Below are 26,429 nucleotides of genomic sequence, written 5' to 3'. Positions count from 1 at the left end.
AATCAACCAAGCTTGATGTGCCCCGTTGCGATCATGTAAAGGGTATAAATGGCAATAATGACGATGATCACCGCGACAAGCGCTTCGTAGCCGTTCATCAACCGTTTGACCTGCTGTGTTTTCTGATGCCATAGGAAGACAATCAGCCCAAGAACAAACAGTAGCGAGGCTAGCAGCATCTGGTTACCCGCAGCGAAGCACAGCCATAAGCCATAAATCGTGCCGATCAGCCCGAGGATCAGATCACGGGTACGCCCTTCTCCCCGCTGATAGCTTTCGCCAGTAATAGCCAGTTTAAGTCCGTAGGCGGCACTGAGTAGATAGGGGGGAAGAATGGCGGCGGTTGCCATTGAAAACAGGGCTTGATAACCGGCGCTATAGAACAGCGTAAGCAGCAGGAACAGCTGGATCAGGCCATTGGTGATCCACAGTGAAACCGCAGGTGAGCCTTTGGCGTTCACTTTGATAAATATCCTGGGGAACATGCCGTCTTTGGCGGCGACAAAGGGTAACTCGGCGGCAAACAGTGTCCAGGCTAACAGGGCTCCAGCAAGGGAAAGGATCACCCCGGCGGCCACGAAACGCGCCCCCCAAACGCCCACAATAGACTCCAGTACGCCTGCCATTGATGGATTTTTCAAGTTACCGAGGCTGGCCTGATCGAGCACGCCCATCGACAACACGCTGACCAGAATGTAAATCACCAGGCAGCCGAGCAGGCCAATCACCGTAGCTTTACCAATGTCTGCCCGTTTGGCGGCGCGGGCTGACACCACTGTCGCCCCTTCGATACCGATAAACACCCAAGTGGTTATCAGCATGGTACTTTTGACCTGTTCAAACAGCGCCGGATGCTGGCCGTCGATCACCATCATGCGGCCCCAGAAATCAGCGGTAAAAATCCCGATGCGGAAAGCAATCAAAACGGCGACCACGAACACCAGCAAGACCAGCACTTTTATCACCGTTAATACGGTATTGATAAAGGCGGCTTCCTGTACGCCGTTCAGCACCAGTGAATGTACCAGCCACAACACAATTGAAGCGCCAAGGATCGACTCCCAGTTGTTACCCAAGCCAAATACCGGGAAGAAAAAGCTCAGGGCGCTGAATAGCAGAACGGCATAAGAAACATTCCCCAACCATGCCGAAAACCAGTAACCCCAGGCAGATTGAAAGCCAATGAAGTCACCAAACCCGGCGCGTGCGTAGCTATAGATGCCGCCTTCCAGTTGCGGGCAACGGGCACTGAGGTTTTGGTAGATAAGTGCCAGGCAAATCATCCCGATGGCAGTGATCACCCAACCAATCAACAGTGCCCCTGGTGAGGCTACTGAACCGAAGTTTTGCGGCAGGCTGAATACGCCACCGCCGACCATGGAACCGATCACTAATGCGATCAGGGCGACCAGGCCCAGTTTTTTTTCAGACATAATGATTCCTCCTACTGCACCCGGCAGCGGGAAAGTAAAATATCGGGAAAGTGCGGCAACCCTTAGCCAGGCTGCCGCGTGAGGGGTTAGTCGCTGAGAGTGGCGACCATCACGGCCTTGATGGTGTGCATGCGATTTTCTGCTTCATCGAACACGATGGAATGGGCGGATTCGAACACTTCATCGCTGACTTCCAACCCTTGCAAACCATAGGTGGTCTCGATCTCCTTACCCATTTTGGTTTGCGCATTGTGAAATGCGGGCAGGCAGTGCATGAATTTCACCTGTGGATTACCGGTTGCCTTCACCACCGCCATATTCACCTGATAGGGTTTCATCAGTTCGACGCGTTTGGCCCAGGCTTCCTTAGGTTCGCCCATCGAGACCCAGACATCGGTGTAAAGGAAATCCACCCCGGCGACACCTTCTGCCACATGTTCGGTCAGCATGATGCGTGCCCCGGTTTCACTGGCGATGGCTTGGCACTGTGCTTGCAACTCTTCATCCGGCCAGAAGGAAGCAGGGGCGACCAAGCGAATATCCATTCCCATTTTCGCCGCCGCCACCATCAGGGAGTTACCCATGTTGTTGCGGGCATCACCAAGGTAGGCGAATGAGATCTGGTTTAGCTTCTTGCCGGGCACATGCTCCAGCATAGTCATCAGATCCGCCAGGATCTGTGTTGGGTGGAATTCATCGGTCAGACCGTTCCACACCGGCACGCCAGCAAATTCGGCCAACTCCTCAACGATAGCCTGACCAAAGCCGCGATATTCGATGCCATCGTACATGCGGCCCAAAACTCTGGCGGTATCTTTCATCGACTCTTTATGGCCGATCTGTGAACCGGTTGGGCCGAGATAGGTCACTCGAGCACCTTGATCGAAGGCCGCCACTTCAAATGCGCAACGGGTACGGGTGGAGGTTTTCTCAAAGATCAGTGCGATATTCTTGCCGCGCAGATGCTGCTGCTCGGTGTTGCTGTACTTGGCCTTTTTCAGCGTGAAAGCCAGATCGAGCAGGTATTGAATTTCATCGGGTTTGAAGTCCAGCAGTTTCAACAAGTGACGGTTACGTAAATTAATGCTCATAGTGTGATTCCTTAAAAATTCATCGTGAAGAGGCGATCAGGGTGCCTTTGTTGCCCGCGAGGATTTTATTGGCATCCTCTAATGCGCCGATCCCGGCAATGGCGTGGCATTGGCTGACAAAATGGCTGGCTGCGGCGATCTTCGGCCCCATAGAACCCGCGTCGAAGTGAATACCTGCCAGATCGCTAGGCGTTGTTTTCTGTAAAGGCCGTTGTTGTGGTGTTCCCCAGTCGAGATAAACGGCGTCGGCATCGGTGAGGATCAGCAGCGCATCGGCGCCGATCTGCTCTGCCAGGAATGCGGCGGAAAGGTCTTTATCGATCACCGCTTCCACGCCCTGTAGCCGTTGCTCATGGCGCACCACCGGAATACCGCCGCCGCCGCCGCATACCACCAAATGGCCGTGTTCAATCAGTGCGTTAATGGCATCGGTTTCGATGATGCGACGGGGTTTGGGTGAGGGAACAACCCGGCGGAAATACGGCCCGTCAGCCTTGATTGCCCAGCCTTTTTCTTGGCTCAGGCTGTCTGCCTGCTGCCGATCGTAAACTGGACCGATGTACTTTGTCGGGTTGCTGAAGGCGTTGTCATCGGGATCAACCTCAACCTGTGTCAACAGTGTGCTGATTTGCATCTGCGGCAGGCAGTTTTTCAATTCCTGCATCAGCAGATAGCCAATCATCCCTTGGCTTTCCGCGCCTAGCACATCCAGTGGGTAGGGAGCCACTTCGGGATAGGCACTGTTTTGCAGGGCTAACAGCCCCACCTGTGGGCCGTTGCCATGCACCAGCACCACATTCCAGCGTTGGGTCAACTCAGCGATCTGCTGGCTGGCCAAGGCAATATTACGGCGCTGAATATCAGCTTCGAGCGGTTCTCCACGGCGTAGTAGGGCGTTGCCACCCAGTGCAACCACCACTGTGGGTTTTTTATTCATAGTTGTGCTCCGTAGAGGTTAGATAGCGTCGCGTTCCAGTGGGCAACTCATGCAGCGGGCACCGCCTCGGCCACGACCAAGTTCGTCGCCTGGGATTGTCAGCACGGTAATACCGGCCTTGTCGTATTTTTCATTGGTCCAGGTGTTGCGCTCATAGCCAATAATCACCCCAGGCCGCACGGTCAGGACGTTGTTGGCATCGTTCCACTGCTCACGTTCGGCCTCGAAGCTGTCGCCGCCGGTGGTGATCAGCTGCACTTTATCGATACCCAGTGCCTGCTCAATGGCGGTAAGGAAATGCGTTTCCTGCCGACGGTTGATACCGCCTTTGCCATCCGGGGTCAGTGTCCAGCACTGTGTTTCTTTACGTACCACCTCTGGATAGACGGAAAAAATGTCCAGATTAATGTGCGTCATTACGGTATCCAGGTGCATACACGAACGGTGTTTCGGCAATTCCAGCGCGATCACCCGTTCGGCCTGATGGGATTGGAATAACGACTGGGCCAGAAACTCAACGCCTTGTGGCGTGGTACGTTCAGACATGCCAATTAATACCGCACCGCGTCCGATAACTAATACATCGCCACCTTCCAGCGTGGCATGGTCATAATTACGGACTTTATCGCCAAAATAAGTTGTGAAATTACCGTTGGCAAAATAAGGATGCCATTTATATACGGCGCGCAGATTATTGGTTTCGCGTTGCCGAGCGGTTTTAGCCATTGGATTGATAGATACACCGTTATATATCCAGCAGGAAGTATCACGGGTAAATAAATGATTAGGTAGCGGATTCATTATAAAGTCGGTCGGCTGATGTGTATCTACCACCATATTGCTGAAGCTTTCCGGTACTTCCGCAAAGGTCAGGCCACCGATCATGTAGTTTGCCAGTTGACGGTCGGGCAGGCTGCAGAGCCAGCCACGAATATCGCCTGCAAATGAAGGCCCCAGCCGAAAGTCTGAAACCTGCTCCTCAATCAGCCACTTTTTGGCTTCTGGAATGGCAACAGTTTCTGCGAGCAGGTCGCCTAATAATAAAACTTCGACACCTTGGGAACGTAACGTATTGGCAAATATATTGTGTTCTTCACCCGCTCGTTCAACGCAGAGAACGTCATCAAATAGTAATTCCTGGCAGTTGGAGGGCGTCAGCCTTTTCAAACTTAAATTAGGATGATGGAGCATAACGCTCCTTAATTGACCTATTTCAGAACCAACATAGTTATTATTCATCTTGTTTCCTATTGTTATATTGAGTTACGGATCACTCAGTGAAATAAAAAATTATTTAATTGAGTGATTCTGGTGTTTTCTTCTGTTGATATTGACAATAGGTAGTGCTTCATTGTTTTTTTGTGACCACAATCACATATGCCGTGTTTTTTTTATAAAGAGGATAATAAATTGATTTATGTCATTGCTAATGCTGTAAATTTGTTTGGCAAAATGAATTTTTAGTCAGTTTATGAATTTAAATATCTTTTTAATTAATTGCATAAGGCATTAATTAATACGCATTCAATTCGTAACTCATTAAAAATAAATAATTTATTTTTATTTTTTCTAGTTCAGTGAGTTATTTATGCAGAAAAATATTAATTTTATCCGCTGACAGTGGAAGTTTTAAGGATATGTATTTCAACGGATCCATAAGTGTGAGATTTTATTTTTGTGATGCATGCTATTGCACTTTTATTTATTTGCCGAAGAACAACAGCTTAATAAGTAGGGGAATAGCTGGGGTAGGGTATTTATATGGAAAGGATGAATAAAAATCCCACCGATTTTAGTGGGTAATCATAATATATTGAATAGTTAGTCTGCTAGCTTTTAACGGCAAGGGTCACGCCCTCGCCGTTATGTGAATCAGTTCAAAATAGCGCCAAACTTTACAGCGTTCTGCTCAGTGTGGCGACCATCACAGCTTTAATGGTATGCAGACGATTTTCAGCCTGATCGAACACCACGCTGTGGGCAGATTCAAATACCTCGTTGGTGACTTCCATACCGCCGTGCAGGCCGTATTGCTCTGCCATTTGTTTGCCCAGTGTGGTTTGGTCGTCGTGGAAGGCTGGCAGGCAGTGCAGGAATTTAACCTGTGGATTGCCGGTCAGCTCAATCATCGCCATATTGACCTGGTAAGGTTTCAGCAGAGCAATCCGTTCCTGCCAAACATCTTTGGCTTCACCCATGGACACCCAAACATCGGTATACAGGAAATCCGCCTCTTTCACCCCTTCTGCGATATCTTCCGTCAGCGTAATTTTGCCGCCTGTCTGTTGTGCCAGAGCCTGACATTCCGCTACCAGTTCTGCCTGCGGCCAACAGGCTTTCGGTGCCACCAGCCGCAAATCCATCCCCACCAGTGCGGCAGCTTCCAACAGGGTATTCCCCATATTGTTGCGGGCGTCGCCAATGTAGGCAAACTTCACTTCTCCCAGGGATTTGCCCGGCAGATGTTCACGCACCGTTAGCAGGTCTGCCAGCAACTGGGTTGGATGGAACTCGTTGGTCAGGCCATTCCACACAGGTACCCCGGCATAGTTTGCCAGCGTTTCTACCAGGTGCTGACCAAAACCACGATACTGAATGCCATCGTACATGCGGCCAAGAACGCGGGCGGTGTCTTTCATGGATTCTTTATGGCCGATCTGGCTGCCGCTTGGGCCAAGGTAGGTGACCTGAGCCCCCTGATCGAATGCGGCAACTTCGAAAGAGCATCGTGTGCGTGTTGAGTCTTTTTCGAAGATGAGCGCAATGTTTTTGCCTTGTAAATAGCGAGTTTCCTTGCCCTGTTTCTTGGCCTGCTTCAAATCGGCGGCCAGTTGGAGCAGCGACTGGATCTCGCTGGGGGTAAAGTCCATTAACCTCAAAAAGTGACGACTGTAGAACGGGTTCACCTGGCTCATCATCCTGTATCCTGTGCGTTTAATTGAATTAAAATTCACTTTATATGTATTAATATTCACTTTCAACCCTCAGGAAGAAATCTTTCACGTTTATCGTGGTAGCGATGACAGCGGTGTGTGAAAATAGAAGGAACAAAGATCATTTTATTGAGGATAGAGGCATGGCAAACCGCGAATTGCTGGAAGAACAACGTGAAGAAACCCGCCTGATCATCGAAGAGTTGCTGGAAGATGGCAGCGATCCGGATGCGCTCTACACTATCGAACACCATTTCTCTGCCGAAAAGTTTGAAGTTCTGGAACAGGCTGCGGTTGAAGCCTTTAAGCTGGGCTACGAAGTCACCGACGCCGAAGAACTGGAAGTGGAAGATGGCTCCATGGTGATGTGCTGTGACGTGATCAGTGAAGTGGCATTAAATGCGGAACTGATCGACAGCCAGGTAGAGCAACTGGTGGCATTGGCGGAAAAATGCGGTGTCAACTATGACGGTTGGGGTACTTACTTTGAAGATCCGAACGGTGAAGAAGGTGAGGAAGACGAAGACGGCGACTTTATTGATGAAGACGACGACGGCAAACGCCATTAATTAAACCTGTGGGCCGGCGAAAGTCGGCCCTTGATATAGCCGTCGTCCTTCAAGTTGTATGGGTGTTGACCGCCTTTGCTCACCCCAGTCACTTGGTTTACCAAGCTCTTGGAGCCTCGCTCAGTTGCCGCCTACATGCAACTTGAAGTAACTTGTGTATAAGATCCGATGAACTACCAATCCCTGATATCCCCGATTTTAAACTTCCTGCATTGCGAAACGCCGGATGGCTGGATCGAGGCTGCTCGTCGCCCCGAAAACCTAAGGCTATTGCTGACTGACCATCTGGTGTGTGAGCTGAAAGCGGCACAGACCGGCATGTGGCTGATCCGCCGCTATGTGGCAGATAAAGAGAGTGGTGATGCGCTGCTGGCTCTGCTCAGGCCATATGAGGCTTTTGTACACGAGGCACAGGAACTACCGGAGGCTTTGTTTCGCCAAAGTGCATTCACCAAAAAGATCCTGCCGAAAAATGGTTCCGCCTACGGCCAAGATCTGGTGGATAAAATGGTGTTGCTGATTAAAGAAGAACTCCATCACTTCTCGCAGGTTTTGCAGATCATGCAAACACGTCAGATCCCGTATGAAAAGATCACCGCCAGTCGTTACGCCAAAGGTATGATCCGCGAAGTTCGCACTCACGATCCGGCTACCCTGATCGATAAATTGATCTGTGGGGCTTATATCGAGGCCCGCTCCTGCGAACGATTTGCCAAGCTAGCCCCGTATCTTGACGATGAATTGAGCCGGTTTTACCTCTCTTTGCTGCGTTCGGAAGCGCGCCACTATGAGGATTACCTGACATTGGCGCAGCAGATTGCCACAGGCGATGTCAGTGAACGTGTGGCTCACTTTGGCCGTGTTGAAGCCGAATTGATCCAGTCTGCTGACACCGAGTTCCGTTTTCACAGCGGTGTTCCGGTGTTGTGATTTCCACATCCCAACCTGTTGGTGCGGGGAATGGGGGGATTACACCGCTTCACCTAATATCAAATCCACCGCCTTCTCCGCCAGCATAATGGTTGGGGCGTTGGTGTTACCGCTGGTCACCTGCGGCATCACTGAACAGTCGATAACGCGCAGCCGCTCAAAACCGTGCACGCGCAGTTGCAGGTCGGTCACCGAGTCCACTGGCGACTGGCCCATACGGCAACTCCCTACCGGGTGGTACACCGTTTTGCAGAAGTTGCGCACAAACTCCTCCAACTGTGCTTCATCGTTTAGCCATGCGGGTTTTGGCATCAGCAGATCTTTAATCAGCGGTTTAAGGGCGGCAGTTTCCAGGAATCGCAGGCCAAATTTAACCGCGCGTATGCTGCCAGCCAGATCGTCCGGGTGGCCAAGGTAGTTGGCCTGTAACCTGACCGGATCGGCGGGATCACGGCTACGCAGCTGCACCTGACCGCGTGCTTTGGGTTGCAGGTAGCCCACCTTGAGCGACATACCGTGGATGGCCGGGAGTGGTTCACCGGGAACATCATCCCAGCTATCCAGTATTGGTAGGAAATGCACCTGTACATCTGGTCTGCCGTTGCCAAGAGAATCAGCGAAGGCGGCCCCCTCCAGCACGTTGGAGGCCAGCACGCCGCTGCGGAATGCCATCCATTCGGCACCATGTCGTAATGCTTGCAGGCCGCGATCGGCACCAAACAGGCTGATTGGTTTGCTGGTACTGACGTTGATCGACATATGTAAATGGTCGTGGAAATTTTTGCCTACCGGCAGATCGGCCAGGGGTGTAATACCCAACTGTTGCAAGTGTTCGCGGGGGCCAATGCCGGAAAGCATCAGGATCTTCGGTGATCCTACCGCTCCGGCGCTGAGGATCACTTCCTGCCGGGCATGGGCGACGATCTCACTACCACCGTTCAGGCTGTAGATCACACCGGTTGCAACGTTCTCTTCGAAAGTCACCCGGTGTACCAAGGCGTTAAGTTTCACTACCAGCCTTGAGCTGTCGCTCACGGCTTTCAGATAGGTACGCGCGGTGCTGGCGCGCTCGCCGTTATGAGTCGTGGTTTGATAGAAGCCAACGCCGTGCTGGCTTTCACCGTTAAAGTCGTTGCGGTAGGGTAGATCCAACTCCTGGCCTGCGCGGATAAATGCCATGCTCAATGGATGACGGTAGCGGTTTTCGCTGACCGGCAGCAGCCCTTCGCCGCCGTGATAATCATCTGCCAGACTCTCATTGGCTTCTGCACGCTTAAAATAGGGTAATACGTCCTGATAACCCCAGCCGATGCAGCCATATTGCTCGGCCCAGTCGTCGTAATCCTGCCGTTGGCCCCGGATGTAAATCATCCCATTAACAGAACTGCTGCCACCCAGAACTTTGCCCTGGGCGATCTGCATACGGCGGTTGTTAGCGTGGGGTTCTGGCTCGGTTTCATATGGCCAGCTTTTCTTGGCGATGATCTTCGCCACTCCAGCGGGCATCTTGATAAACAGGTTATTATCGTCACCACCGGCTTCCAGCAGCAGAATGCGGGCCTGAGTACGGCGGATTAGCTGCGCTGCCAACACGCAGCCAGCTGAACCTGCACCAACAATGATGTAATCGAATGCGTTTTCTGACATGACGGTATCCCTGCGTGACGGTTTGAGCTTGTTATGCCAGAGTAACTCAGGTGAATACGCGGTCAATTTGCAATCGTTAATTTGTTAATGAATGTCACAATAAATTTACATGGTAAGTTTGTTGATCTTTTAATTTTTATGAAAAATAACAATTTTTTTAATAAATAATGATTATGATGATGTTAATGATTTTTTTGCGGAGAGTGCAACTGAAGAGTGATGAACCACCCCTCTAGCAAGAGGAGAAGGGGCGTCAACGTCAGCATGGTGGGTTAGAGCATTTTCAGCATCGTGACTTCGCAGTCGCAGTGGCCGGTGTTGCCCATAGCATGATCGATATGTTCAAAACCAAGGTGTTCATACAGACCGATAGCTTGTTGCAGCGTGATGGTGGTTTCTAAATAGCAGCAGTTGAACCCTTGCTGACGAGCAAAATCCAGAGCCTGCAGCGCCAAGCGTTTTGCCAAGCCTTTACCACGCAGTATTGGCAGGAAATACATTTTTTGTAGTTCGCAGACGTCGGCCTCACCGCCCTGCAGTGGAGCGATGCCGCCACCGCCAGCGATCTGGCCGTCTAACTCCACTACCCAGTAAGCGCTGCGTGGCTGGCTGTAAAGTTGGAACAGTGTATCCAGATTGGGATCGGAAACGGTGTAGCCTTTATCCGCCGTCAGGCCATGCTCTGCAGAGACGATGCGGATCACTTGAGCCATCGCGGCATTATCCTTAGCCGTTATTGGGCGCACCAAAAGACGCACTGGGGTTGATGTAGTCATGTTTACACTCACAATTCAATATGCCTTCGCCTTCCAACCGCACAGGCTTCCTGTCTCCGCCTGGCTGCAACCTGGAATAACTCGGGTATAAACTTGAAGGGTTTCAGGATTTCTTCGTTATTACGGAACGTACCGCATTAGGCTGTGTAATATCACCTAAAGCCGTATCTTGGCAACTTGCTGATAAAAAAAACAGCGGGTGAGTGGCCCGCCCGCTGTTGTTAGGCTGTGTTCCTTCAATTGCCCGCCAGCGGCGCTGGCGGGCAATTGAAGGAACACAGCCTAGGGTATTTCCGCTGGCCGTTACAGTGCGGCGATGGTTGCCTGCTGTTCCTGCAACTTCACTTTGCCTTCCTGGCAGGCCGCCAAGCGTTCGCGCTCTTTGGCCACTACCGCTTCCGGTGCGCGTGCCACAAAACCTTCGTTTGCCAGCTTGCCTTCGATGGCAGCGATTTCTGCATCCAATTTGCCCATCTCTTTCGTCAGGCGCGCAATTTCTGCATCCTTGTCGATAAAGCCAGCCATTGGGATCAACAGTTCAGCCCCTTCCACCAGTTTGGTAACCGAGACCGGGCCTTTATCGCCAGCAGGCAGCAGGGTGATAGAGGTCAGGCGGGCCAGCTTCTCTATGAAGCTCTGGTTCTCCTGCACGCGGCGCTGAGCATCCCCATTGGCATTACGCAGCAACACTTCCAACTGTTTGCTTGGCGCAATGTTCATCTCGGCACGGATGTTACGCACTGCGGTGATCGCCTGCTTGATCCACTCCAGATCGTTTAGCGCCTGTTGGTCTTCCAACGCAGCGTCATAGGCAGGGAATGGCTGCAGCATAATGGTATCTGCGGTTTCGCCAGTCAGGTTTTTAACCCGCTGCCAGATGGTTTCGGTGATAAACGGAATGATCGGGTGCGCCAGGCGTAACAGAGCTTCCAGCACGGTGATCAGCGTATGACGCGTGCCACGTTGTTCCGCTTCACTGCCGTTGCTTACCACTGGCTTGGTCAGCTCCAGATACCAGTCGCAGAACTGGTTCCAGGTGAACTCGTACAGGATGCCCGCCGCGATGTCGAAGCGGTAGCTGTCCAATGCCTCGCGGTAGGCTTTCACCGTGCGGTTGAATTCCGCCAGGATCCAGCGGTCGGCCAGCGAAAGCTGCATCTCGCCACCGTTGAAGCCACAGTCGTGTTCTTCGGTATTCATCAACACAAAGCGGCTGGCGTTCCACAGCTTGTTACAGAAATTGCGGTAACCTTCCAGGCGCTTCATGTCCCAGTTGATGTCGCGACCGGTTGAGGCTAGCGCCGCCAGAGTGAAGCGCAGGGCGTCGGTACCGTGCGGTTCGATGCCGTTCGGGAACTGCTTCTCGGTCCGCTTGCGGATCTTTTCTGCCAACTGCGGCTGCATCATGTTGCCGGTGCGTTTCTCCAGCAGATCTTCCAGCGAGATACCGTCCACCATATCCAATGGATCGATGACGTTACCTTTCGACTTGGACATCTTCTGCCCTTCGTCGTCGCGGATCAGGCCGGTCATGTACACCGTTTTGAAAGGCACTTGCGGCTTGCCGTTTTCATCTTTGATGAAGTGCATGGTCAGCATGATCATGCGGGCAATCCAGAAGAAGATAATGTCGAAGCCGCTAACCAGCACGCTGGTCGGGTGGAAAGTTTTCAGCGCTTCGGTCTGCTCTGGCCAACCCAGGGTCGAGAAGGTCCACAGGCCGGAGGAGAACCAGGTATCCAGCACGTCTTCATCCTGATTCAGCGCTACGTTGGCACCCAGGTTGTTCTCACTACGCACTTCTTCTTCGGTACGGCCTACGTACACTTTGCCTTCGGCGTCGTACCAGGCTGGAATACGGTGGCCCCACCACAGTTGGCGGGAGATACACCAGTCCTGAATATCGCGCATCCAGCTGAAATACATGTTTTCGTACTGCTTGGGTACAAACTGGATCTCACCCTGTTCAACCGCTTCTACCGCCACTTTGGCCAGCGGCGCGGTGCGCACATACCATTGGTCGGTCAGCATTGGCTCGATGACAACGCCGCCACGGTCACCGTAAGGTACGGTCAGATCGTGAGGTTTGACTTCATCCAGCAGACCCAGTTCGTCAAAGGCGGCTACCACGGCTTTACGTGCGGCAAAACGCTCCAGGCCACGGAACTGGCTTGGCAGTTCACTGCTATATGCCTGGCTGGCTTCACCCAGCGTATCGAATACCTCGGCTTCTTGGCGGATATCGCCATCGAAGGTGAGGATGTTGATCATCGGCAGGCCGTGACGTTTACCCACTTCGTAGTCGTTGAAGTCGTGCGCCGGGGTGATCTTCACGCAGCCGGTGCCTTTTTCCATATCGGCGTGCTCGTCACCCACGATGCGGATACGGCGGCCAACCAATGGCAGAATGATCTCTTTGCCAATCAGATCTTTATAACGCGGATCTTCCGGGTTCACCGCCACACCGGTATCACCCAGCACGGTTTCCGGGCGGGTGGTTGCTACCACCAGATAGTCTTTGCCTTCTGCGGTCTTTGCACCATCGGCCAGCGGATAGCGCAGATGCCACATGGAGCCTTTAGACTCGCGGTTTTCCACTTCCAGATCGGAGATGGCGGTGCGCAGTTTCGGATCCCAGTTCACCAGGCGTTTGCCACGATAAATCAGATCTTCTTTGTACAGGCGCACAAAGACTTCTTTTACCGCATTGGACAGACCGTCATCCATGGTGAAGCGTTCGCGCTCCCAATCCACTGAGTTACCCAGGCGGCGCATCTGGCGGGTGATGGTGCCACCGGATTCAGCCTTCCACTGCCAGATTTTGTCGATAAACGCATCGCGGCCATAATCATGGCGGGTTTTACCCTCTTCAGCGGCGATCTTACGCTCCACCACCATTTGGGTAGCGATACCGGCATGGTCGGTACCGGCCTGCCACAGGGTATTTTTCCCCTGCATGCGCTGGTAGCGGGTCATGGTATCCATGATGGTTTGCTGGAACGCGTGGCCCATATGCAAGCTGCCGGTGACGTTCGGCGGCGGGATCATGATGCAGAAACTTTCCTGGCTGGTATCGCCATTGGGTTTGAAGTACCCCTGGCTTTCCCAATGATCGTAAAGCTTCTGTTCGATCTGCGTTGGGTCGTAGGCGGTATCAAGATGACTGTTTGTCTTTTCCATTTTTATATCGTTGTTCAGTGAGTTGGCGGCGTGGCCGTGGTCAAATGGAAGCCGACGCTGCGATAGGCTTTGTAACGTTCGCGCGCCAACTGTTTTAGGGTGTCTTCGTAAGGGACGAAGTCTACCACTTCATGGAAAGCAGTAGCAAAATCTGCAAACTGCGGTAGCAGAGCGATCAGCAGATCGCGCGGTGCATTGCCGCGTTTACTGGGCCAGCATAGTTCAACCGGCGAGCCAAAGTTTGGCCCTTCGCCAGCCAGATTGTGCGGCACAAATTGGTGTGGTTCACGCTGCCATAGCGCTTCATCCAGCCGGTGGGCCTGTTCCTGGCTTTCACAGGCGATCAATACCCGCTTGCCAGCTCGCCACTTTTCTGCGGCAACGGCGCAGGCCACAGCTTCGTGTGCGCTGAGCGCGCCAACGGGGTCAGCGTGTTCAAGGAGGTAGAACGTTGCCTGTTTGCTCATGAATTCGTTGCCGCTAAGAAAAAGTAGGGGCGCAACCAGTGCGCCCGTTTTGCATGATTATATACCCAATAGGTTTCAAGTTGCAGCCAACCGAGCTGCGGCTTGAAAGATAAAGAGTAGGTTAATCGTCGCCGTTCAGACCTGCCCGATTAAGCAAGAACTGCGCCAGCATGGCTACCGGGCGGCCAGTGGCACCTTTGTTTTTACCCGAACGCCAAGCTGTGCCGGCAATATCCAGATGTGCCCAGCTGTACTTGCGGGTAAAGCGTGAAAGGAAGCACGCGGCGGTGATGGCACCACCAGGGCGGCCGCCAATGTTGGCCATATCCGCAAAGTTGGAGTCCAACTGCTCGTAGTACTCATCTGCCAGCGGCAAACGCCACGCACGGTCACCGGATTGTTCGGAAGCGCCAATCAACTCGTGTGCCAGCGGGTTATGGTTCGACATCAGGCCAGTAACATGGTGGCCCAGGGCGATCACACAGGCTCCGGTGAGGGTGGCGACATCAATCACCAGCTCCGGCTCGAAGCGTTCCACATAGGTGAGCGTGTCACACAGCACCAGACGGCCTTCTGCATCGGTGTTCAGCACCTCTACCGTTTGGCCTGACATGGTGGTCAACACGTCACCAGGGCGGTAAGCGCGCCCACCCGGCATATTTTCACAACCGGCCAAGATGCCGATCACGTTAAGCGGCAGGTTCAATTCCGCAACCACACGCATCGCGCCGTATACCGCAGCTGCGCCACACATGTCGTACTTCATCTCGTCCATACCATCGGCCGGTTTGATCGAGATACCGCCGGAATCGAAAGTCAGCCCTTTACCGACGAGCACGATTGGCTTAGCGTCTGGATTAGGATTGCCTTTATATTCCATCACGGACATCAATGATTCGTTTTGCGAACCTGCACCGACTGCCAGATAGGCGTTCATCCCCAGATCTTTCATCTGCTGTTCGCCGATGACCCGGGTGGTAATGTTGGCGCTGAAAGCATCCGCCAATTGGCGCGCCTGTGAGGCCAGATAACCGGCATTACAGATATTGGGCGGCATGTTACCGAGATCTTTTGCCGCTTTGATACCTGCCGCTACTGCCAGACCGTGCTGGATGGCGCGTTCACCGCTGGTGAGTTCACGGCGTGTAGGCACGTTGAACACCATTTTACGCAGCGGGCGGCGTGGTTCCACCTTGTTGCTTTTCAGTTGATCAAAGGTGTAAAGCGTTTCTTTGGCTGTTTCTACCGCCTGGCGTACCTTCCAGTAAGTATTGCGGCCTTTTACGTGCAGTTCGGTCAGGAAGCAGACGGCTTCCATGGAACCGGTGTCGTTAAGGGTGTTGATGGTTTTCTGAATGACTTGTTTATACTGGCGTTCATCGAGCTCGCGCTCTTTGCCACAGCCAATCAACAGAATGCGTTCGGAGAGAATGTTCGGCACATGGTGCAGCAGTAATGTCTGCCCAACTTTGCCTTCAAGTTCGCCCCGGCGAAGTAATGCGCTGATGTAACCATCACTGATTTTGTCGAGTTGTTCTGCGATAGGTGACAGGCGGCGTGGTTCGAAGACACCAACAACTATACAGGCGCTGCGCTGTTTTTCCGGGCTACCGCTTTTTACACTGAACTCCATGCACTCTCCTGAATCTTAAAGACAACAGCGGAAGCTGCCGTTAGAATGCTCTGATCCGTCTCGGGCTTCCGTCATTGAGTTAACTAAATAGGCTAACCTTAAATGGCGTAACTGTTCTGTTTGGGTAACTATAGGTCTGTTCCTATAGGGCAGCCAAACAGCTTGATGTTCTAATACTATTTTAGCTGTGAAGGTTGCCACATGATGAGAAAAAATGGCGGATTAGCGATGAAACTATCGATTTTCCTGCAAAAAGACAAGTTATCACAGGCGTATTAAGCGTGATCATCATTAGATATCTGGTTCGGGAAACGTTAAAGAGCCAAATTGCCATCCTGTTCATCCTGCTTTTGATCTTTTTTTGTCAGAATCTGGTCAAGGTGTTAGGCGATGCGGTCAACGGTAATATTCCGACAAATTTAGTCTTATCCTTGCTTGCACTGAGTGTGCCCAAAATGGCGCAGCTCATCTTACCATTAAGCCTGTTCCTTGGCCTGCTGATAACGCTTGGGCGGTTGTATACCGAAAGCGAGATCACCGTGATGCATGCCTGCGGTCTGGGGAAACGGACCTTGGTCATCGCCGCAATGATATTGGCGATCTTCACTTCTGCCATTGCTGCAGTCAACGTGCTTTGGTTGGGGCCATGGGCTTCAACGCAACAGTATGAAGTGATTGCCGAAGCGAAAGCCAACCCCAGTATCGCCGGGCTGTCGGAAGGGCAGTTCCAGACCTCGCAGGATGGTAATGCCGTGCTGTTTGTCGGTGGTGTCAAAGGGAATGCCTTCAATAACGTATTCTTGGCACAGCTGCGGCCAAACGGCAACCAGCGTCCTTCGGTGGTGGTGGCGGAGCATGGCGTGACCCACCAGAACCCTGACGGTTCACAGGAGGTCCTGCTGGATAAGGGTACCCGCTTTGAGGGGACTGCGTTGCTGCGGGATTTCCGCATTACCGATTTTACCGATTACAAGGCCGTGATTGGCCACCGCCCCGTGGCCATCGATCATACCCAGACCGAACAGATGTCGATGCGCAAACTGTGGCAGTCGGACGAGCCCGATGCCCGCGCCGAGTTTCACTGGCGTTTGACTCTGGTGGCTTCAGTGGTACTGATGGCGTTGATGGTAGTGCCACTGAGCGTGGTTAATCCACGTCAGGGGCGCGTGCTGAGTATGTTGCCCGCCATTCTGTTATATCTGATTTTCTTCCTGCTACAGACATCGATTCGTTCCAATGCCGGTAATGACAAACTTGATCCACTGCTATGGGGCTGGTCGGTGAATCTGGTGTTCCTGGCGATCGCCTTGGTTCTCAACCTATGGGATACCGTGCCGTTGCGTAGGCTGCGTGCGCGTTTGAGAGGAGCGGCCTGATGTTTGGTGTATTAGATCGATATATCGGCAAGACGATTTTCAATACCATCATGATGACGCTGTTTTTGCTGGTTTCTCTTTCCGGCATCATCAAATTTGTAGATCAGTTGCGCAAAGTGGGGCAAGGGGAATACACGGCGTTTAGCGCCGCAATGTATACCTTTCTCAGCGTGCCGGCAGATGTTGAAGTGTTCTTTCCGATGGCGGCGTTGTTGGGTGCGTTACTCGGCCTGGGTACCTTGGCTACGCGTAGCGAACTGGTGGTGATGCAGGCTTCTGGTTTCACCCGCTTGCAAATTGCCGGTTCGGTGATGAAAACCGCCATTCCGTTGGTGTTGCTGACCATGGCTATTGGCGAATGGGTGGCTCCGCAAGGTGAACAGATGGCGCGTAACTACCGTGCGCAGCAGATGTACGGTGGTTCTCTGCTTTCAACCAAAGGGGGATTGTGGGCAAAAGATGGCAACGATTTTATCTACATTGAACGTGTTTCTGGTGAGAAAGAGCTCTCCGGCGTAAACATCTATCACTTTAACGACCAGCACAGGTTGCAGACGGTGCGTTATGCTGCCAGCGCCAACTTTGAAGATGGTGTATGGAAGCTATCTCAGGTAGATACTTCCGATCTGACCGATCAGAAGCAGGTGACAGGGACACAAACGCTGACCGGTGAATGGAAAACCAACCTGACGCCAGACAAACTGGGTGTGGTGGCGTTGGATCCTGATTCTTTGTCTATCAGTGGTTTGCATAACTACGTGAAGTACCTGAAGGTCAGTGGTCAGGAGGCCAGCCGTTATCAATTGAATATGTGGAACAAGATCTTTGCTCCCCTTTCCGTGGCGGTGATGATGCTGATGGCGCTGTCGTTTATCTTTGGCCCACTACGTAGCGTGCCGATGGGGGTGCGTGTGGTGACCGGTATCAGCTTCGGCTTCCTGTTTTATGTGCTGGACCAGATCTTCGGCCCACTAAGCTTGGTGTATAGCATGCCACCGGTTTTGGGGGCGTTATTACCTAGCCTGGTATTCCTGCTTATCAGTCTGTTTATGCTGCTGAAACGGAAATAGCCAAGTCACAAAACGGGTGGGGTTCTCCCACCCGCTAAATAGTTAATGGGCTTTTGGGTCTGCGACGGCACCACGGATAGTTAAGGGGCGCAGCCTAGGATTTTACTTATAACATCTCCTGATTTTTTTATAAAAATACACTCTTCTATCGGCGCCCAGATTTAATCCCAAAATACTGTCACTAGATAAAAGAAAGCATTGTTGATGTTTTTATAGAAATTGATCCCCAAAAAGAAACAATAAAGCATGGTAAATAAAAATCGTGATGAGTAAAATTCCTGAACCATCTGGGCTACAGTGATGTATTAAAATTAACCATTCAGGAAGGTGAAGATATGAACCTAAAAAAAATCTTATTAATTGCCAGCTTGCTCTCTGTCAGCAGCTTTAATTTACAGGCTCAAGAGAACACGGGGAGCGTTGACCTTTCTAAATTCAGATTCAGCAAAGCCGAAATGCAGGAAATCGCCAACCCTAACTTGCTGTCACACCGGATTTTTTACGAAAAGCCTTCCCAAGGGCCCGATGCAGCCTGGTTTGACGCGGTAAAGCAGGGCAACTTGGCAACGGTAAAAAAAATGGTGGAAGCGGGGCAAAATCTTGAGGTCAAAGATGAGGCCTCACTAGGCCAAACGGCATTAGGCTGGGCGGCTTTTATTGGTTATTTCGATATGGTGCAGTACCTGGTCGAGCAAGGGGCTGATATTCGCGCCACTGACCGCGCCGACGTATATAATAGCGTTAAGTCAGCTGTGATGGGCAAGAATGCTGAGGTGGTCAAGTATCTTCATGAGCGTTTAAAAGATGAGATAGATTGGAACGCCAAAGAGGCAGACGGCGAAACTCTGTTCATGGTGGCTGCGGTTGATGGGCGACTGGATGTGGTAAAATATATTCTGCAGTTTAATCCCGATTTAAACGTGGTAGCCATCAACGAAAACCCAAAAATAAATGCCAGCCCGCTCAGTGGTGCTTGTGAACATGGCTTTGTTGATGTGGCTAATCTATTGATAGAAAAAGGCGCGATCAATCATAAAACCGGAAAATCCAGCTGTAATTAATCTTGCGGGTAACCACTGATACAAGAAACTCCCACCAGCCTGACGCTTAAATTGAATCACTTTAAGCATCAGGCTGGTGGGAGTGTTAGGCTGTGTCCCTTAATTGTCCGTGGTGCCGTCGCAGACCCAAAAGCCCGTTATCAAGGCGGAGGGCGCAGGGCAGAGTGGCCCTCTGTTCAAGCCCGACAACACAGAACACGGGCTTTTGGGGCTTGTATCTTGCAGCCAGGGGCTTACATCTGCGAGAAGGTGTTCATAATGACCCCACCGCCGATAATCAACGCCATGGAGAAGATGGCAGGCAGGTCCGGTTTCTGTTTGTAGAGCAGCATGGAAACGAAGGTGACGCCGACAATACCAAAGCCACACCACAGCGAATAGGCAACCCCCACAGGAACATACCCCATTGCTCTAGTCAGAGCAAAATAGCACAGACAGTAAGCACCGATCACCAGCAGTGAAGGCCCGAGTTTTTTGAAGTTGTTGGTTTTTTTGATCATCGACGTACCGGTAATTTCTGAACCGATAGACAAGGCCAACCACAGAAAGCCAATATTAAACATAATTCACACCCTTACTCGGAAGATCCCATTTTTGAAAAAAGGTTCATGATCACGATGCCGCTGGCAATGACTGCCATGCCGATAATAGCCGGAACATCAGGATGCTGACCGTAAAATACTATACCCAAGGTAGATACCACTAGTATTCCGGTGCCCGACCAGGTGGCATAGGCCAGGCCTACGGGAATATACTTCACTGCATTGGATAATGAGTAATAACAGATACAGTACAATACAACGATTAAACCTAATAATAGTGTCTTGGTGGTTCCTTCACTGTTATCAAACATTTTTAATGTAGATGTGGCCGATGTTTCAGATAATATGACTAATAACATCCATAGCCATGCTTTTGCCTTAGATGACATAGAGTAAGCTCCTGTGGTAATGATAATATACTCGTCATACTTCAAATTGCTTGGTTGTTGGCTGCGCTTACTCACCCCAGTCACATAGTTATCTATGCTCCTGGCGCTTCGCAAGCTTGCCGCCTGCAAGCAACCCGAATTATATTTAATTAACGCTAAAAACTATTTTATACTTAGGGGGATAAAGCTTGGTTTCCCGATTTATTTTTATCTCGACTATATTCTAACGCCAGATCGGTCAGTTTCGCGCCTGCTGGATAATGGCCATTACGACGTTTGAGTTCGCTGAGTGTAATATAAGATAACGCCGTTTCTACGCTGGTAGGGGATGTTTTATCAGCAACTAATAACATCTGATCCAACGTACTTATCTGGATCCCTCTGGCAGCCAGCCCTGCTGAGTTATTTTCTTGCCCATGGCTTAGCCCTTTCAACTGATTAAGTTCGCTTGCCGGGTTACAGTTATAATCAAGGGCCATTATTGGTTTATTGCTGTTGTGCGCCAAATGAATAAGTTGAGCACTGTCAGAAAATAACAGCCCATTAACGACTTCTGCCACCGTCGCGAAATCGAGAAAGGGAATTAAGACTTTATCAATACTATCCAGTGCTCCAGTTTTTTTGAGTTCCTGCCAGTGGACGACAGGTCCTATCTGGCGCCATTCATCCTCAGCGTGAAATTCATAGGCATTAGCTGCAAAAAGAATAACCGGTGATAACGTTTGGCAGTGTTGCAGGCGCGCCTGGATAATCTCTTTGTAGCCATCTGCGGCGGTTAACAGCACCAACGCCCGTGGGCGCATCCGCAGAAGCACTTCATTCACTAACCTGTCGATGATTTCTTGCTGCATCATATGGCCGCCTCAAGGAACGATAACCACGTTGTCACCGGAGGAAAGCCCTGCGGCATTGGCTTCATCGGTGTCAATGTGCAGTTCCAGCGCAAAACTGGCTTTGACCCGTACGATCACCTGATCGAAGATCAAACCGCGAAGTCCGTTAGCTTGCACCCGCACTGTCTGCCCATTCTTTACGCCCAACCTGGCTGCATCCTGCAGATTCATATGGATATGACGCTGGGCGCAAATCACCTGTGATTGCAAACAGACATAACCTGCCGGGCCTACCAGCATGGCGTCACCGGAGGCAATCAGATTGCCGGATTCGCGCACGGGTGCTTTTAACCCCAGAGCAAAACAGTCTGCTTTAGAGATTTCCAATTGGGAACATTCACGCGCCGGACCCAACACCCGCACTTTAGAGATCGAGCCCTTGGGGCCAACAATCATCACGCACTCTTTGGCGGCAAATTGCCCAGGCTGCCGTAGCGCTTTCAATTGAGTCAACGAGTAACCCGAACCAAACAGTGCCTCAATGTCCTGTTGCGAAAGATGGACATGCCTATTGGATACCCCTACCGGGATAGCGACTCTGTTGGGTATTCTGCTGGTTTCGGCCAGGTTGTGGCGCACCCTTTCCAGTAAAGATTCTTTATACATATGGCTATTCCACACGAATATTCAGAGGCCCAGCGGCTATTTATGATCTTTCTTACCGTTCCGTGGTGGCTTACTCTCTGCCATCGGCTGCTCCTCAACTACCGCAGGGGTAGCAAGGGTAACCGCTTCTGGGAGCTCTACCGGAGGTGGCGTCAGGTTTTTACCTTTCAAACCGGTTAATAGTGCCACCACCTGCTTTTCTGGCCGGGCAATGACCAGTTTTCCTTTGATAAACGCGGGCTGCTTGATGACGGCAACGCCGCTATCGATGGCAGTTTTCACCGCGCTGATCTCCCCGGCAAAAAACACTGAAACCAGACCTGAACCGATTTTCTTATACCCTAATACCGTCACTGCCGCAGATTTGCAGGCTGCATCAGCCGCGTGGATTGCGGCGGTCAGGCCAAAGGTTTCAATTACGCCTAAGCTTAAGTTCATCTCAATCTCCTTAGTGCCTTACCAGTCTGATGTCGAAATCAAAGCGCTGGAAAAAAGCCGCCAGTTGATCCAGTTCTTGATCGCTGTAGCTAGGATCATTTTTTACTGGATAGATCATGTTGAGCTTGTCGTATTTATTTTTCCCCAACTGGTGATAAGGCAAGATATCGATACGGCTAATATTTCCGCGCTGCGCCAACTGGATGACATAATTAATCGCGCCATTAATCGCGTCGTAAGAGTCGTTATATCCACGTACCAGCGGCATGCGTACTACAATATTGGCACCAAGCTCGACTAAACGTTCCAGATTACGCCTTACCCCCTCGTTACCAACGCCAAATAATTCTTTGTGCCGCGCACTGTCGATATGTTTAATATCAAACAGGAACATATCGGTACATTTGGCCAGTTTTTCATAATTGGCCACGGGGGTAGTGCCGTTAGTTTCAATGGCGGTATTAATCATCATTTTCTTGCATTCGGTCAGTAGTGCGGCAGCAAAATCCGCTTGCATACTCAGTTCGCCACCGCCAAGGGTGACGCCACCACCGGAGGCATAATAAAAATCAACGTCCTGAAGGATAATGTCCATCAGTTCCCGTACGGTAACGTCTTTCCCCATAATATCCAGCGCCCCGGAAATGCAGGTTTCTTCGCACTTGCGGCAGCCGATGCAGTCTATGTTGCGGTCGACCCGGTGCTGGGGATTGCCTTGGGCATCGTTGATCAATGAATGAATACCCACAGGGCAAACATCGACACATTGGCCACAGTCGACACATTTATCACGCGAAAACATCACCTGAAATTTGCTGCTTATCCCTTCGGGGTTTGCGCACCAGGCGCAACGGATATTACAACCTTTGAAAAAAATCAGGGTGCGAATACCGTCTCCGTCATAGATCGAGTATTTTTGGATATTGAATATCCGCCCCTTTTTCTCCAGCATGTTATCCATATTATTTTTTCCTCTTTGTGACGCCTTATGCTATTCGGGGGAGACATCCCTGTATTCCCCCGATCAGGATCAGAACTTCTCAATTACCGTGCGGCTGATAATTTCATCCTGAACCTCTTTGCACAGCTCGACGAAATAAGCGCTGTAACCGGCGACGCGAACAATCAGATCGCGGTATTTTTCCGGTTCGAGCTGCGCTTTTTTCAACACCTCGTTATCTACATAGCTGAACTGCATCTGGCCGTTGCCCAGAATGGAGGCGGTTCGCAGCAGGGTGATCAGCCCGTTTTTGCCTTCAGGGGTATCCAGCAACCCTTTGAGGAACTTGAAGTTGTGCACCATGCCGATGTTCATGGTTTCCATGTTCATTTTACTGACGGACTTGATGATGGCGGTTGGCCCCTGTTTATCCGCACCCTGGGTCGGGCTGATGCCGTCGGAAAGCGGCATCCATGCCAGGCGGCCATTCGGTGTGGCAGCGGTCAATTCGCCGATCGGCGTGTTATTGGAGATCGACAAGGTGCCGTGGCTCATGTTGGAATAGAGCATCTTGTACTTGCGGCATTCGCGCTCGGTCCACTCGGTGATATCCAGTGCGTACTGATCCACGCAGTCGTCATCGTTACCATACTTGGGCGCGTTCAGACAGTCGCGGCGCAACTGTTCAAAGCCCTCAAAGTTGGCCAGCAGCGCATCGCGGATCTGCTCAAGGGTATATTTACCGTCCTGATAAACCAGCTTGCGGATCGCTGCCATGGAGTCGACGTAGGTCGCCAGACCGGAGAAGATCAAGCCCGGCCCATAATTGATGACCGCCCCCCCGGAAGAAACATCCTTGCCCTGTTCCATACAGCCTTCCACCATGAGAGACATCAACGGTTTCGGTGCCACTTCGCGGTGTACACGCTGGCTGATCACTGTGCCGATAGCGGACAGCCTGATGATATGTGCGACCTGCGCCTTCACCGCGTTATCGAAATCCTCATAGGTTTTCAGCGTGTGTAGCTCACCGGTATCCAGACCCTGATAACTGTCGAACAGCACCATACGGCCCCGGTTGAGGACGAACTCGATGGCGATGGGCCACTGGGTGTAACCTGTGGAGGTCCACTGATAGATGCGGCCAGATTTTTGCGGCTCCACGCAGCCCATCAGGCAGTAGTCGCGGGCATCTTCGAAATCAAAGCCCTTGCGTAACATCATTTTGATGTGTGAGTCATCAAAGTGGCAGGCCGGGAAGCCCATACCTGCTTTCACCACATCAACGATTTTTTCCATGTATTTCTGCGGCGACTGGTTATGGATACGGCAGGCCAGAGAGGGTTGATACACTTTCACGAAGCGCACCGCATCCATAATCAGGTAGGTCAGATCGTTACAGGCATCGCCGCCGCTGCGTTTCTGCCCACCGATAGTCAGGTTGATAAAGGGCTGATAGCCGGCGAAGTATTTGGCACCCAGTTCGCTAGACATCCACATCAATTCGGCGCACTTGATAATGAAAGCCTGTAACAGCTCCAACGCCTGTTCCTGCGTCAGACGACCAGAGTCGATGTCTGCCCGGTACATTGGATAGCAATATTGGTCAACGCGGCCCAGAGAGAGCCCGGTCTGGTTTTCTTCCACTTCAAACAGTGATTCCACTGTCCAGATACTTTGCAGCGCTTCTTGCAAGGTTTTGGGTGGGTTAGCCGGTACGTTTTCGTTGGTTTCTGCAATGGCCAGCAGCTCGGCGCGGCGTGCCGGATCTCGTTCAATGGCTGCCAGCTCACGGGCCTTTTCTGCAATCCTTCTGGCGTAGGCCATTACGCCTTCACAGGTTTCTATCGCTGCTTTGTAAAAGTAAATCCTGTCGATATCCTCCGGGTTTTCCATGCTCAACGCATTGAGATGCTGCTGGGCATCCGCTTTGATACCGTTCATCCCCTTGGTAAACAACAGGACGTCATAGCCAGGGCAGGTGTCACCACCGCCGTTAATCTGATGATAGGAGAGATCGCTGACGTAGGTTTCGCCGCTGAATGCCCAAATACCGGCCTCACGATATTGTGCCTCGCAGACTTCATCTACCGATCGGCCTTGCCAGAACGGGACGATCTCTTCACGGATCACTTTTTTGTCGGCTTCAGAAATGAGGAAGGGATCCTGCGGACGTGTGCCCATGGTATCCAATTCGTCTTGAACCCAACGCCAAGCGATATCCGGGGAGAAGGCCCCTGCACGCGGTTTGCCGCAAGGGTGGCCGACGATCAACTCATCTTGCTGGATCAGGATCGGTGCGCTCTCGCAGGCTGCTCGGAAAGATTTGGCCCGTAACAGAATGGTCGGCAAGCCGGGATTATTTTTGGCGATCTCGGTAAAGGTGACTGCACGGTAGATAGACACGCTGGGGCGAGCTTCGAGGTAATTGTTACGCAGCCGCTGCAGACGTGGCGTGAGCCCTTCCATCAGTTTTCCCGTAGCAACATCCTGTGGCGTAGCGGCGACAAAAGGTGCTGGTGGGGCGCTATATTGCGGGCGGTTGGCAGCCTGACCGGTAAACAGTTTTACCTGCAGGTTACTGTTGATGGCTGCCAGGTTTTTGCGTGCAGCCAGTAACATGACAGATAGCTCATTAGTCACGATGGCAGGATCGTCGATGCCGACGCCGTGCAGCATGGCATCAAACATCGGGTAGCCGTCCAGCTCGCGTGGGGCGCGTACTTCGGAAAGCTCGCACAGCTTCAACCATAGACATTCTACGAGCTCGTAAGCCTGTTCCGGCGTGAGTACGCCACGGGTGACATCCTGCTGGTAGAAGGGATACAACAGCTTGTCGAACCCCCCAGGGCAGACCGCGTAGCTGCCATTTTCCAGATGCAGCGCCAATTGGAAGAAATAGAACGACTGGCACGCCTCTCTAAAATTGCTTGCCCCGTAGGCCGGGACCTTTTTCAGGATGGCCGCCGCGTCCTGCAGTTCTGCCTTACGGTAAGGGTGGTTTTCTACCGCCGCCATGTTTTCTGCTTTGCTGGCCAGTTTTTGTGCCAGATGCATGACCGCGTTACAGGCATAAATCATGGCGCGGCATTGGTTGACTTCATCCAACGCAGAACGGCTGACCGCGCTGCCGATGCTTCTGGCTCGATCTTCCATTTCGGCCTCGATGGCGAATAAACCCTTGGTGATCACCGCCAGATAATCGGGTGAAGTCTGGCCCAATGGCGTGAAGGCTGAAGGGCTGCGCAGTTCGCTCTCGCTGTGGAATATGGCGGCACGCGGCGTGGAGGACTGGCTGCCGATAATCAGCTCATCGGGGCCGATATAGCCGGGCAGATGCTTGACCAGTTCATTGAACAGCTTGGCATTTTTCACCTGCTGCGGCATACCGGACACATCGTTCCCCAACGTTTCCAGAATGGTGGCACGCTCGGTGCTAATGGTGCTGTTTTGGGATAAAAGTCTTTCTGCCAGCAGTTTTACGCGTGGCGTTAGTGAATAGTGAGCCATGTTCAAAT

Annotated in this window: 22 protein-coding genes; 5 read left to right on the top strand and 17 right to left on the bottom strand. The window is 51.8% G+C overall.

The features are described 5' to 3' along the window. Positions 1-2: 2 nt before the first annotated feature. The 5 genes from SAQUA_RS20905 to argF (SAQUA_RS20885) all read right to left on the bottom strand — a co-directional run bounded on the left by SAQUA_RS20905 (position 3) and on the right by argF (SAQUA_RS20885) (position 6,376). Positions 3-1,433, bottom strand: coding sequence for a basic amino acid/polyamine antiporter (locus SAQUA_RS20905; RefSeq protein WP_380679575.1), 1,431 nt, complete (start codon positions 1,431-1,433; stop codon positions 3-5). An 86-nt stretch (positions 1,434-1,519) separates the two neighbouring features. Beyond that, positions 1,520-2,524 (bottom strand): ornithine carbamoyltransferase, encoded by a 1,005-nt coding sequence (gene argF / locus SAQUA_RS20900; RefSeq protein WP_380679578.1) that lies wholly within the window; start codon positions 2,522-2,524, stop codon positions 1,520-1,522. Between the two features lie 19 nt (positions 2,525-2,543). Then, the gene (locus SAQUA_RS20895) at positions 2,544-3,461 is read right to left on the bottom strand and encodes a carbamate kinase (RefSeq protein ID WP_380679580.1); all 918 of its coding nucleotides are present in this window, start codon (positions 3,459-3,461) and stop codon (positions 2,544-2,546) included. 18 nt (positions 3,462-3,479) lie between these two features. Beyond that, positions 3,480-4,700: an arginine deiminase gene (gene arcA / locus SAQUA_RS20890; RefSeq protein WP_380679583.1), complete on the bottom strand. Its 1,221-nt coding sequence runs from the start codon at positions 4,698-4,700 to the stop codon at positions 3,480-3,482. A gap of 656 nt (positions 4,701-5,356) precedes the next feature. Beyond that, positions 5,357-6,376 carry an ornithine carbamoyltransferase gene (gene argF / locus SAQUA_RS20885; RefSeq protein ID WP_380679708.1) on the bottom strand — a complete coding sequence of 340 codons (1,020 nt, stop codon included), beginning with the start codon at positions 6,374-6,376 and terminating at the stop codon, positions 5,357-5,359. A 161-nt stretch (positions 6,377-6,537) separates the two neighbouring features. Between argF (SAQUA_RS20885) and rraB the strand changes: the two genes are divergently transcribed. Next, on the top strand, positions 6,538-6,963 hold the full coding sequence (rraB, locus tag SAQUA_RS20880; protein ID WP_380679586.1) for a ribonuclease E inhibitor RraB: 426 nt from the start codon (positions 6,538-6,540) through the stop codon (positions 6,961-6,963). Between the two features lie 168 nt (positions 6,964-7,131). Further along, on the top strand, positions 7,132-7,893 hold the full coding sequence (gene miaE, locus SAQUA_RS20875; protein WP_380679589.1) for a tRNA isopentenyl-2-thiomethyl-A-37 hydroxylase MiaE: 762 nt from the start codon (positions 7,132-7,134) through the stop codon (positions 7,891-7,893). A gap of 39 nt (positions 7,894-7,932) precedes the next feature. Here miaE and SAQUA_RS20870 read toward each other — a convergent pair whose 3' ends face one another. The 5 genes from SAQUA_RS20870 to pepA form a co-directional block, all read right to left on the bottom strand. Next, positions 7,933-9,540: a GMC family oxidoreductase gene (locus SAQUA_RS20870; RefSeq protein WP_380679592.1), complete on the bottom strand. Its 1,608-nt coding sequence runs from the start codon at positions 9,538-9,540 to the stop codon at positions 7,933-7,935. Positions 9,541-9,812: 272 nt separating this feature from the next. Next, a complete protein-coding gene (locus tag SAQUA_RS20865; protein WP_380679595.1) occupies positions 9,813-10,316 on the bottom strand; it encodes a GNAT family N-acetyltransferase in 504 nt (167 codons plus the stop codon). Between the two features lie 303 nt (positions 10,317-10,619). Further along, on the bottom strand, positions 10,620-13,496 hold the full coding sequence (locus tag SAQUA_RS20860) for a valine--tRNA ligase (protein WP_380679598.1): 2,877 nt from the start codon (positions 13,494-13,496) through the stop codon (positions 10,620-10,622). A gap of 14 nt (positions 13,497-13,510) precedes the next feature. Further along, positions 13,511-13,963, bottom strand: a complete 453-nt coding sequence (locus tag SAQUA_RS20855) for a DNA polymerase III subunit chi (RefSeq protein WP_380679601.1) — start codon at positions 13,961-13,963, stop codon at positions 13,511-13,513. 121 nt (positions 13,964-14,084) lie between these two features. Continuing rightward, positions 14,085-15,596, bottom strand: a complete 1,512-nt coding sequence (gene pepA, locus SAQUA_RS20850) for a leucyl aminopeptidase (RefSeq protein ID WP_380679604.1) — start codon at positions 15,594-15,596, stop codon at positions 14,085-14,087. Positions 15,597-15,877: 281 nt separating this feature from the next. Here pepA and lptF point away from each other — a divergent pair, with 281 nt between their 5' ends. The 3 genes from lptF (at position 15,878) to SAQUA_RS20835 (ending at position 19,103) form a co-directional block, all read left to right on the top strand. Further along, the gene (gene lptF / locus SAQUA_RS20845) at positions 15,878-16,972 is read left to right on the top strand and encodes an LPS export ABC transporter permease LptF (RefSeq protein ID WP_380679607.1); all 1,095 of its coding nucleotides are present in this window, start codon (positions 15,878-15,880) and stop codon (positions 16,970-16,972) included. After that, positions 16,972-18,042, top strand: a complete 1,071-nt coding sequence (lptG, locus tag SAQUA_RS20840) for an LPS export ABC transporter permease LptG (RefSeq protein ID WP_380679610.1) — start codon at positions 16,972-16,974, stop codon at positions 18,040-18,042. Before lptF ends, lptG begins: the two co-directional genes overlap by 1 nt. Positions 18,043-18,377: 335 nt before the next feature. Next, the gene (locus tag SAQUA_RS20835; protein ID WP_380679613.1) at positions 18,378-19,103 is read left to right on the top strand and encodes an ankyrin repeat domain-containing protein; all 726 of its coding nucleotides are present in this window, start codon (positions 18,378-18,380) and stop codon (positions 19,101-19,103) included. Between the two features lie 233 nt (positions 19,104-19,336). On the opposite strand, the gene SAQUA_RS20830 is transcribed toward SAQUA_RS20835, so the two are convergent. The 7 genes from SAQUA_RS20830 to cutC all read right to left on the bottom strand — a co-directional run bounded on the left by SAQUA_RS20830 (position 19,337) and on the right by cutC (position 26,421). Next, positions 19,337-19,666, bottom strand: a complete 330-nt coding sequence (locus SAQUA_RS20830) for a multidrug efflux SMR transporter (RefSeq protein ID WP_337262556.1) — start codon at positions 19,664-19,666, stop codon at positions 19,337-19,339. A gap of 11 nt (positions 19,667-19,677) precedes the next feature. Beyond that, complete coding sequence (locus tag SAQUA_RS20825; RefSeq protein WP_380679617.1) at positions 19,678-20,034, bottom strand: DMT family transporter; 357 nt, start codon at positions 20,032-20,034, stop codon at positions 19,678-19,680. 173 nt (positions 20,035-20,207) lie between these two features. After that, on the bottom strand, positions 20,208-20,888 hold the full coding sequence (locus SAQUA_RS20820; RefSeq protein ID WP_380679620.1) for a hypothetical protein: 681 nt from the start codon (positions 20,886-20,888) through the stop codon (positions 20,208-20,210). Between the two features lie 9 nt (positions 20,889-20,897). Beyond that, on the bottom strand, positions 20,898-21,533 hold the full coding sequence (gene pduL / locus SAQUA_RS20815; protein WP_380679623.1) for a phosphate propanoyltransferase: 636 nt from the start codon (positions 21,531-21,533) through the stop codon (positions 20,898-20,900). Positions 21,534-21,569: 36 nt separating this feature from the next. Continuing rightward, the gene (locus SAQUA_RS20810) at positions 21,570-21,971 is read right to left on the bottom strand and encodes a BMC domain-containing protein (RefSeq protein WP_380679626.1); all 402 of its coding nucleotides are present in this window, start codon (positions 21,969-21,971) and stop codon (positions 21,570-21,572) included. A gap of 10 nt (positions 21,972-21,981) precedes the next feature. After that, the gene (cutD, locus tag SAQUA_RS20805; protein WP_380679629.1) at positions 21,982-22,932 is read right to left on the bottom strand and encodes a choline TMA-lyase-activating enzyme; all 951 of its coding nucleotides are present in this window, start codon (positions 22,930-22,932) and stop codon (positions 21,982-21,984) included. Between the two features lie 69 nt (positions 22,933-23,001). Continuing rightward, positions 23,002-26,421 carry a choline trimethylamine-lyase gene (gene cutC / locus SAQUA_RS20800; protein ID WP_380679632.1) on the bottom strand — a complete coding sequence of 1,140 codons (3,420 nt, stop codon included), beginning with the start codon at positions 26,419-26,421 and terminating at the stop codon, positions 23,002-23,004. Positions 26,422-26,429: the final 8 nt, after the last annotated feature.

Source organism: Serratia aquatilis, assembly GCF_044865145.1.
In the GTDB taxonomy this organism is placed as follows: domain Bacteria; phylum Pseudomonadota; class Gammaproteobacteria; order Enterobacterales; family Enterobacteriaceae; genus Chania; species Chania aquatilis.
Note: the sequence above shows the minus strand (reverse complement) of the source record. Positions and strands in the feature narration are given on the sequence as shown.

Coding starts and splice junctions, on each gene's coding strand:
- miaE (WP_380679589.1), top strand. CDS start 7,132: ATGAACTACCAATCCCTGATATCCCCGATTTTAAACTTCCTGCATTGC.
- arcA (WP_380679583.1), bottom strand. CDS start 4,700: ATGAATAATAACTATGTTGGTTCTGAAATAGGTCAATTAAGGAGCGTT.
- SAQUA_RS20860 (WP_380679598.1), bottom strand. CDS start 13,496: ATGGAAAAGACAAACAGTCATCTTGATACCGCCTACGACCCAACGCAG.
- pepA (WP_380679604.1), bottom strand. CDS start 15,596: ATGGAGTTCAGTGTAAAAAGCGGTAGCCCGGAAAAACAGCGCAGCGCC.
- cutD (WP_380679629.1), bottom strand. CDS start 22,932: ATGGATAACATGCTGGAGAAAAAGGGGCGGATATTCAATATCCAAAAA.
- cutC (WP_380679632.1), bottom strand. CDS start 26,421: ATGGCTCACTATTCACTAACGCCACGCGTAAAACTGCTGGCAGAAAGA.
- argF (WP_380679708.1), bottom strand. CDS start 6,376: ATGAGCCAGGTGAACCCGTTCTACAGTCGTCACTTTTTGAGGTTAATG.
- SAQUA_RS20895 (WP_380679580.1), bottom strand. CDS start 3,461: ATGAATAAAAAACCCACAGTGGTGGTTGCACTGGGTGGCAACGCCCTA.
- lptG (WP_380679610.1), top strand. CDS start 16,972: ATGTTTGGTGTATTAGATCGATATATCGGCAAGACGATTTTCAATACC.
- SAQUA_RS20865 (WP_380679595.1), bottom strand. CDS start 10,316: ATGACTACATCAACCCCAGTGCGTCTTTTGGTGCGCCCAATAACGGCT.
- SAQUA_RS20820 (WP_380679620.1), bottom strand. CDS start 20,888: ATGATGCAGCAAGAAATCATCGACAGGTTAGTGAATGAAGTGCTTCTG.
- argF (WP_380679578.1), bottom strand. CDS start 2,524: ATGAGCATTAATTTACGTAACCGTCACTTGTTGAAACTGCTGGACTTC.
- SAQUA_RS20855 (WP_380679601.1), bottom strand. CDS start 13,963: ATGAGCAAACAGGCAACGTTCTACCTCCTTGAACACGCTGACCCCGTT.
- SAQUA_RS20870 (WP_380679592.1), bottom strand. CDS start 9,540: ATGTCAGAAAACGCATTCGATTACATCATTGTTGGTGCAGGTTCAGCT.
- SAQUA_RS20825 (WP_380679617.1), bottom strand. CDS start 20,034: ATGTCATCTAAGGCAAAAGCATGGCTATGGATGTTATTAGTCATATTA.
- pduL (WP_380679623.1), bottom strand. CDS start 21,533: ATGTATAAAGAATCTTTACTGGAAAGGGTGCGCCACAACCTGGCCGAA.
- rraB (WP_380679586.1), top strand. CDS start 6,538: ATGGCAAACCGCGAATTGCTGGAAGAACAACGTGAAGAAACCCGCCTG.
- SAQUA_RS20835 (WP_380679613.1), top strand. CDS start 18,378: ATGAACCTAAAAAAAATCTTATTAATTGCCAGCTTGCTCTCTGTCAGC.
- SAQUA_RS20830 (WP_337262556.1), bottom strand. CDS start 19,666: ATGTTTAATATTGGCTTTCTGTGGTTGGCCTTGTCTATCGGTTCAGAA.
- SAQUA_RS20905 (WP_380679575.1), bottom strand. CDS start 1,433: ATGTCTGAAAAAAAACTGGGCCTGGTCGCCCTGATCGCATTAGTGATC.
- SAQUA_RS20810 (WP_380679626.1), bottom strand. CDS start 21,971: ATGAACTTAAGCTTAGGCGTAATTGAAACCTTTGGCCTGACCGCCGCA.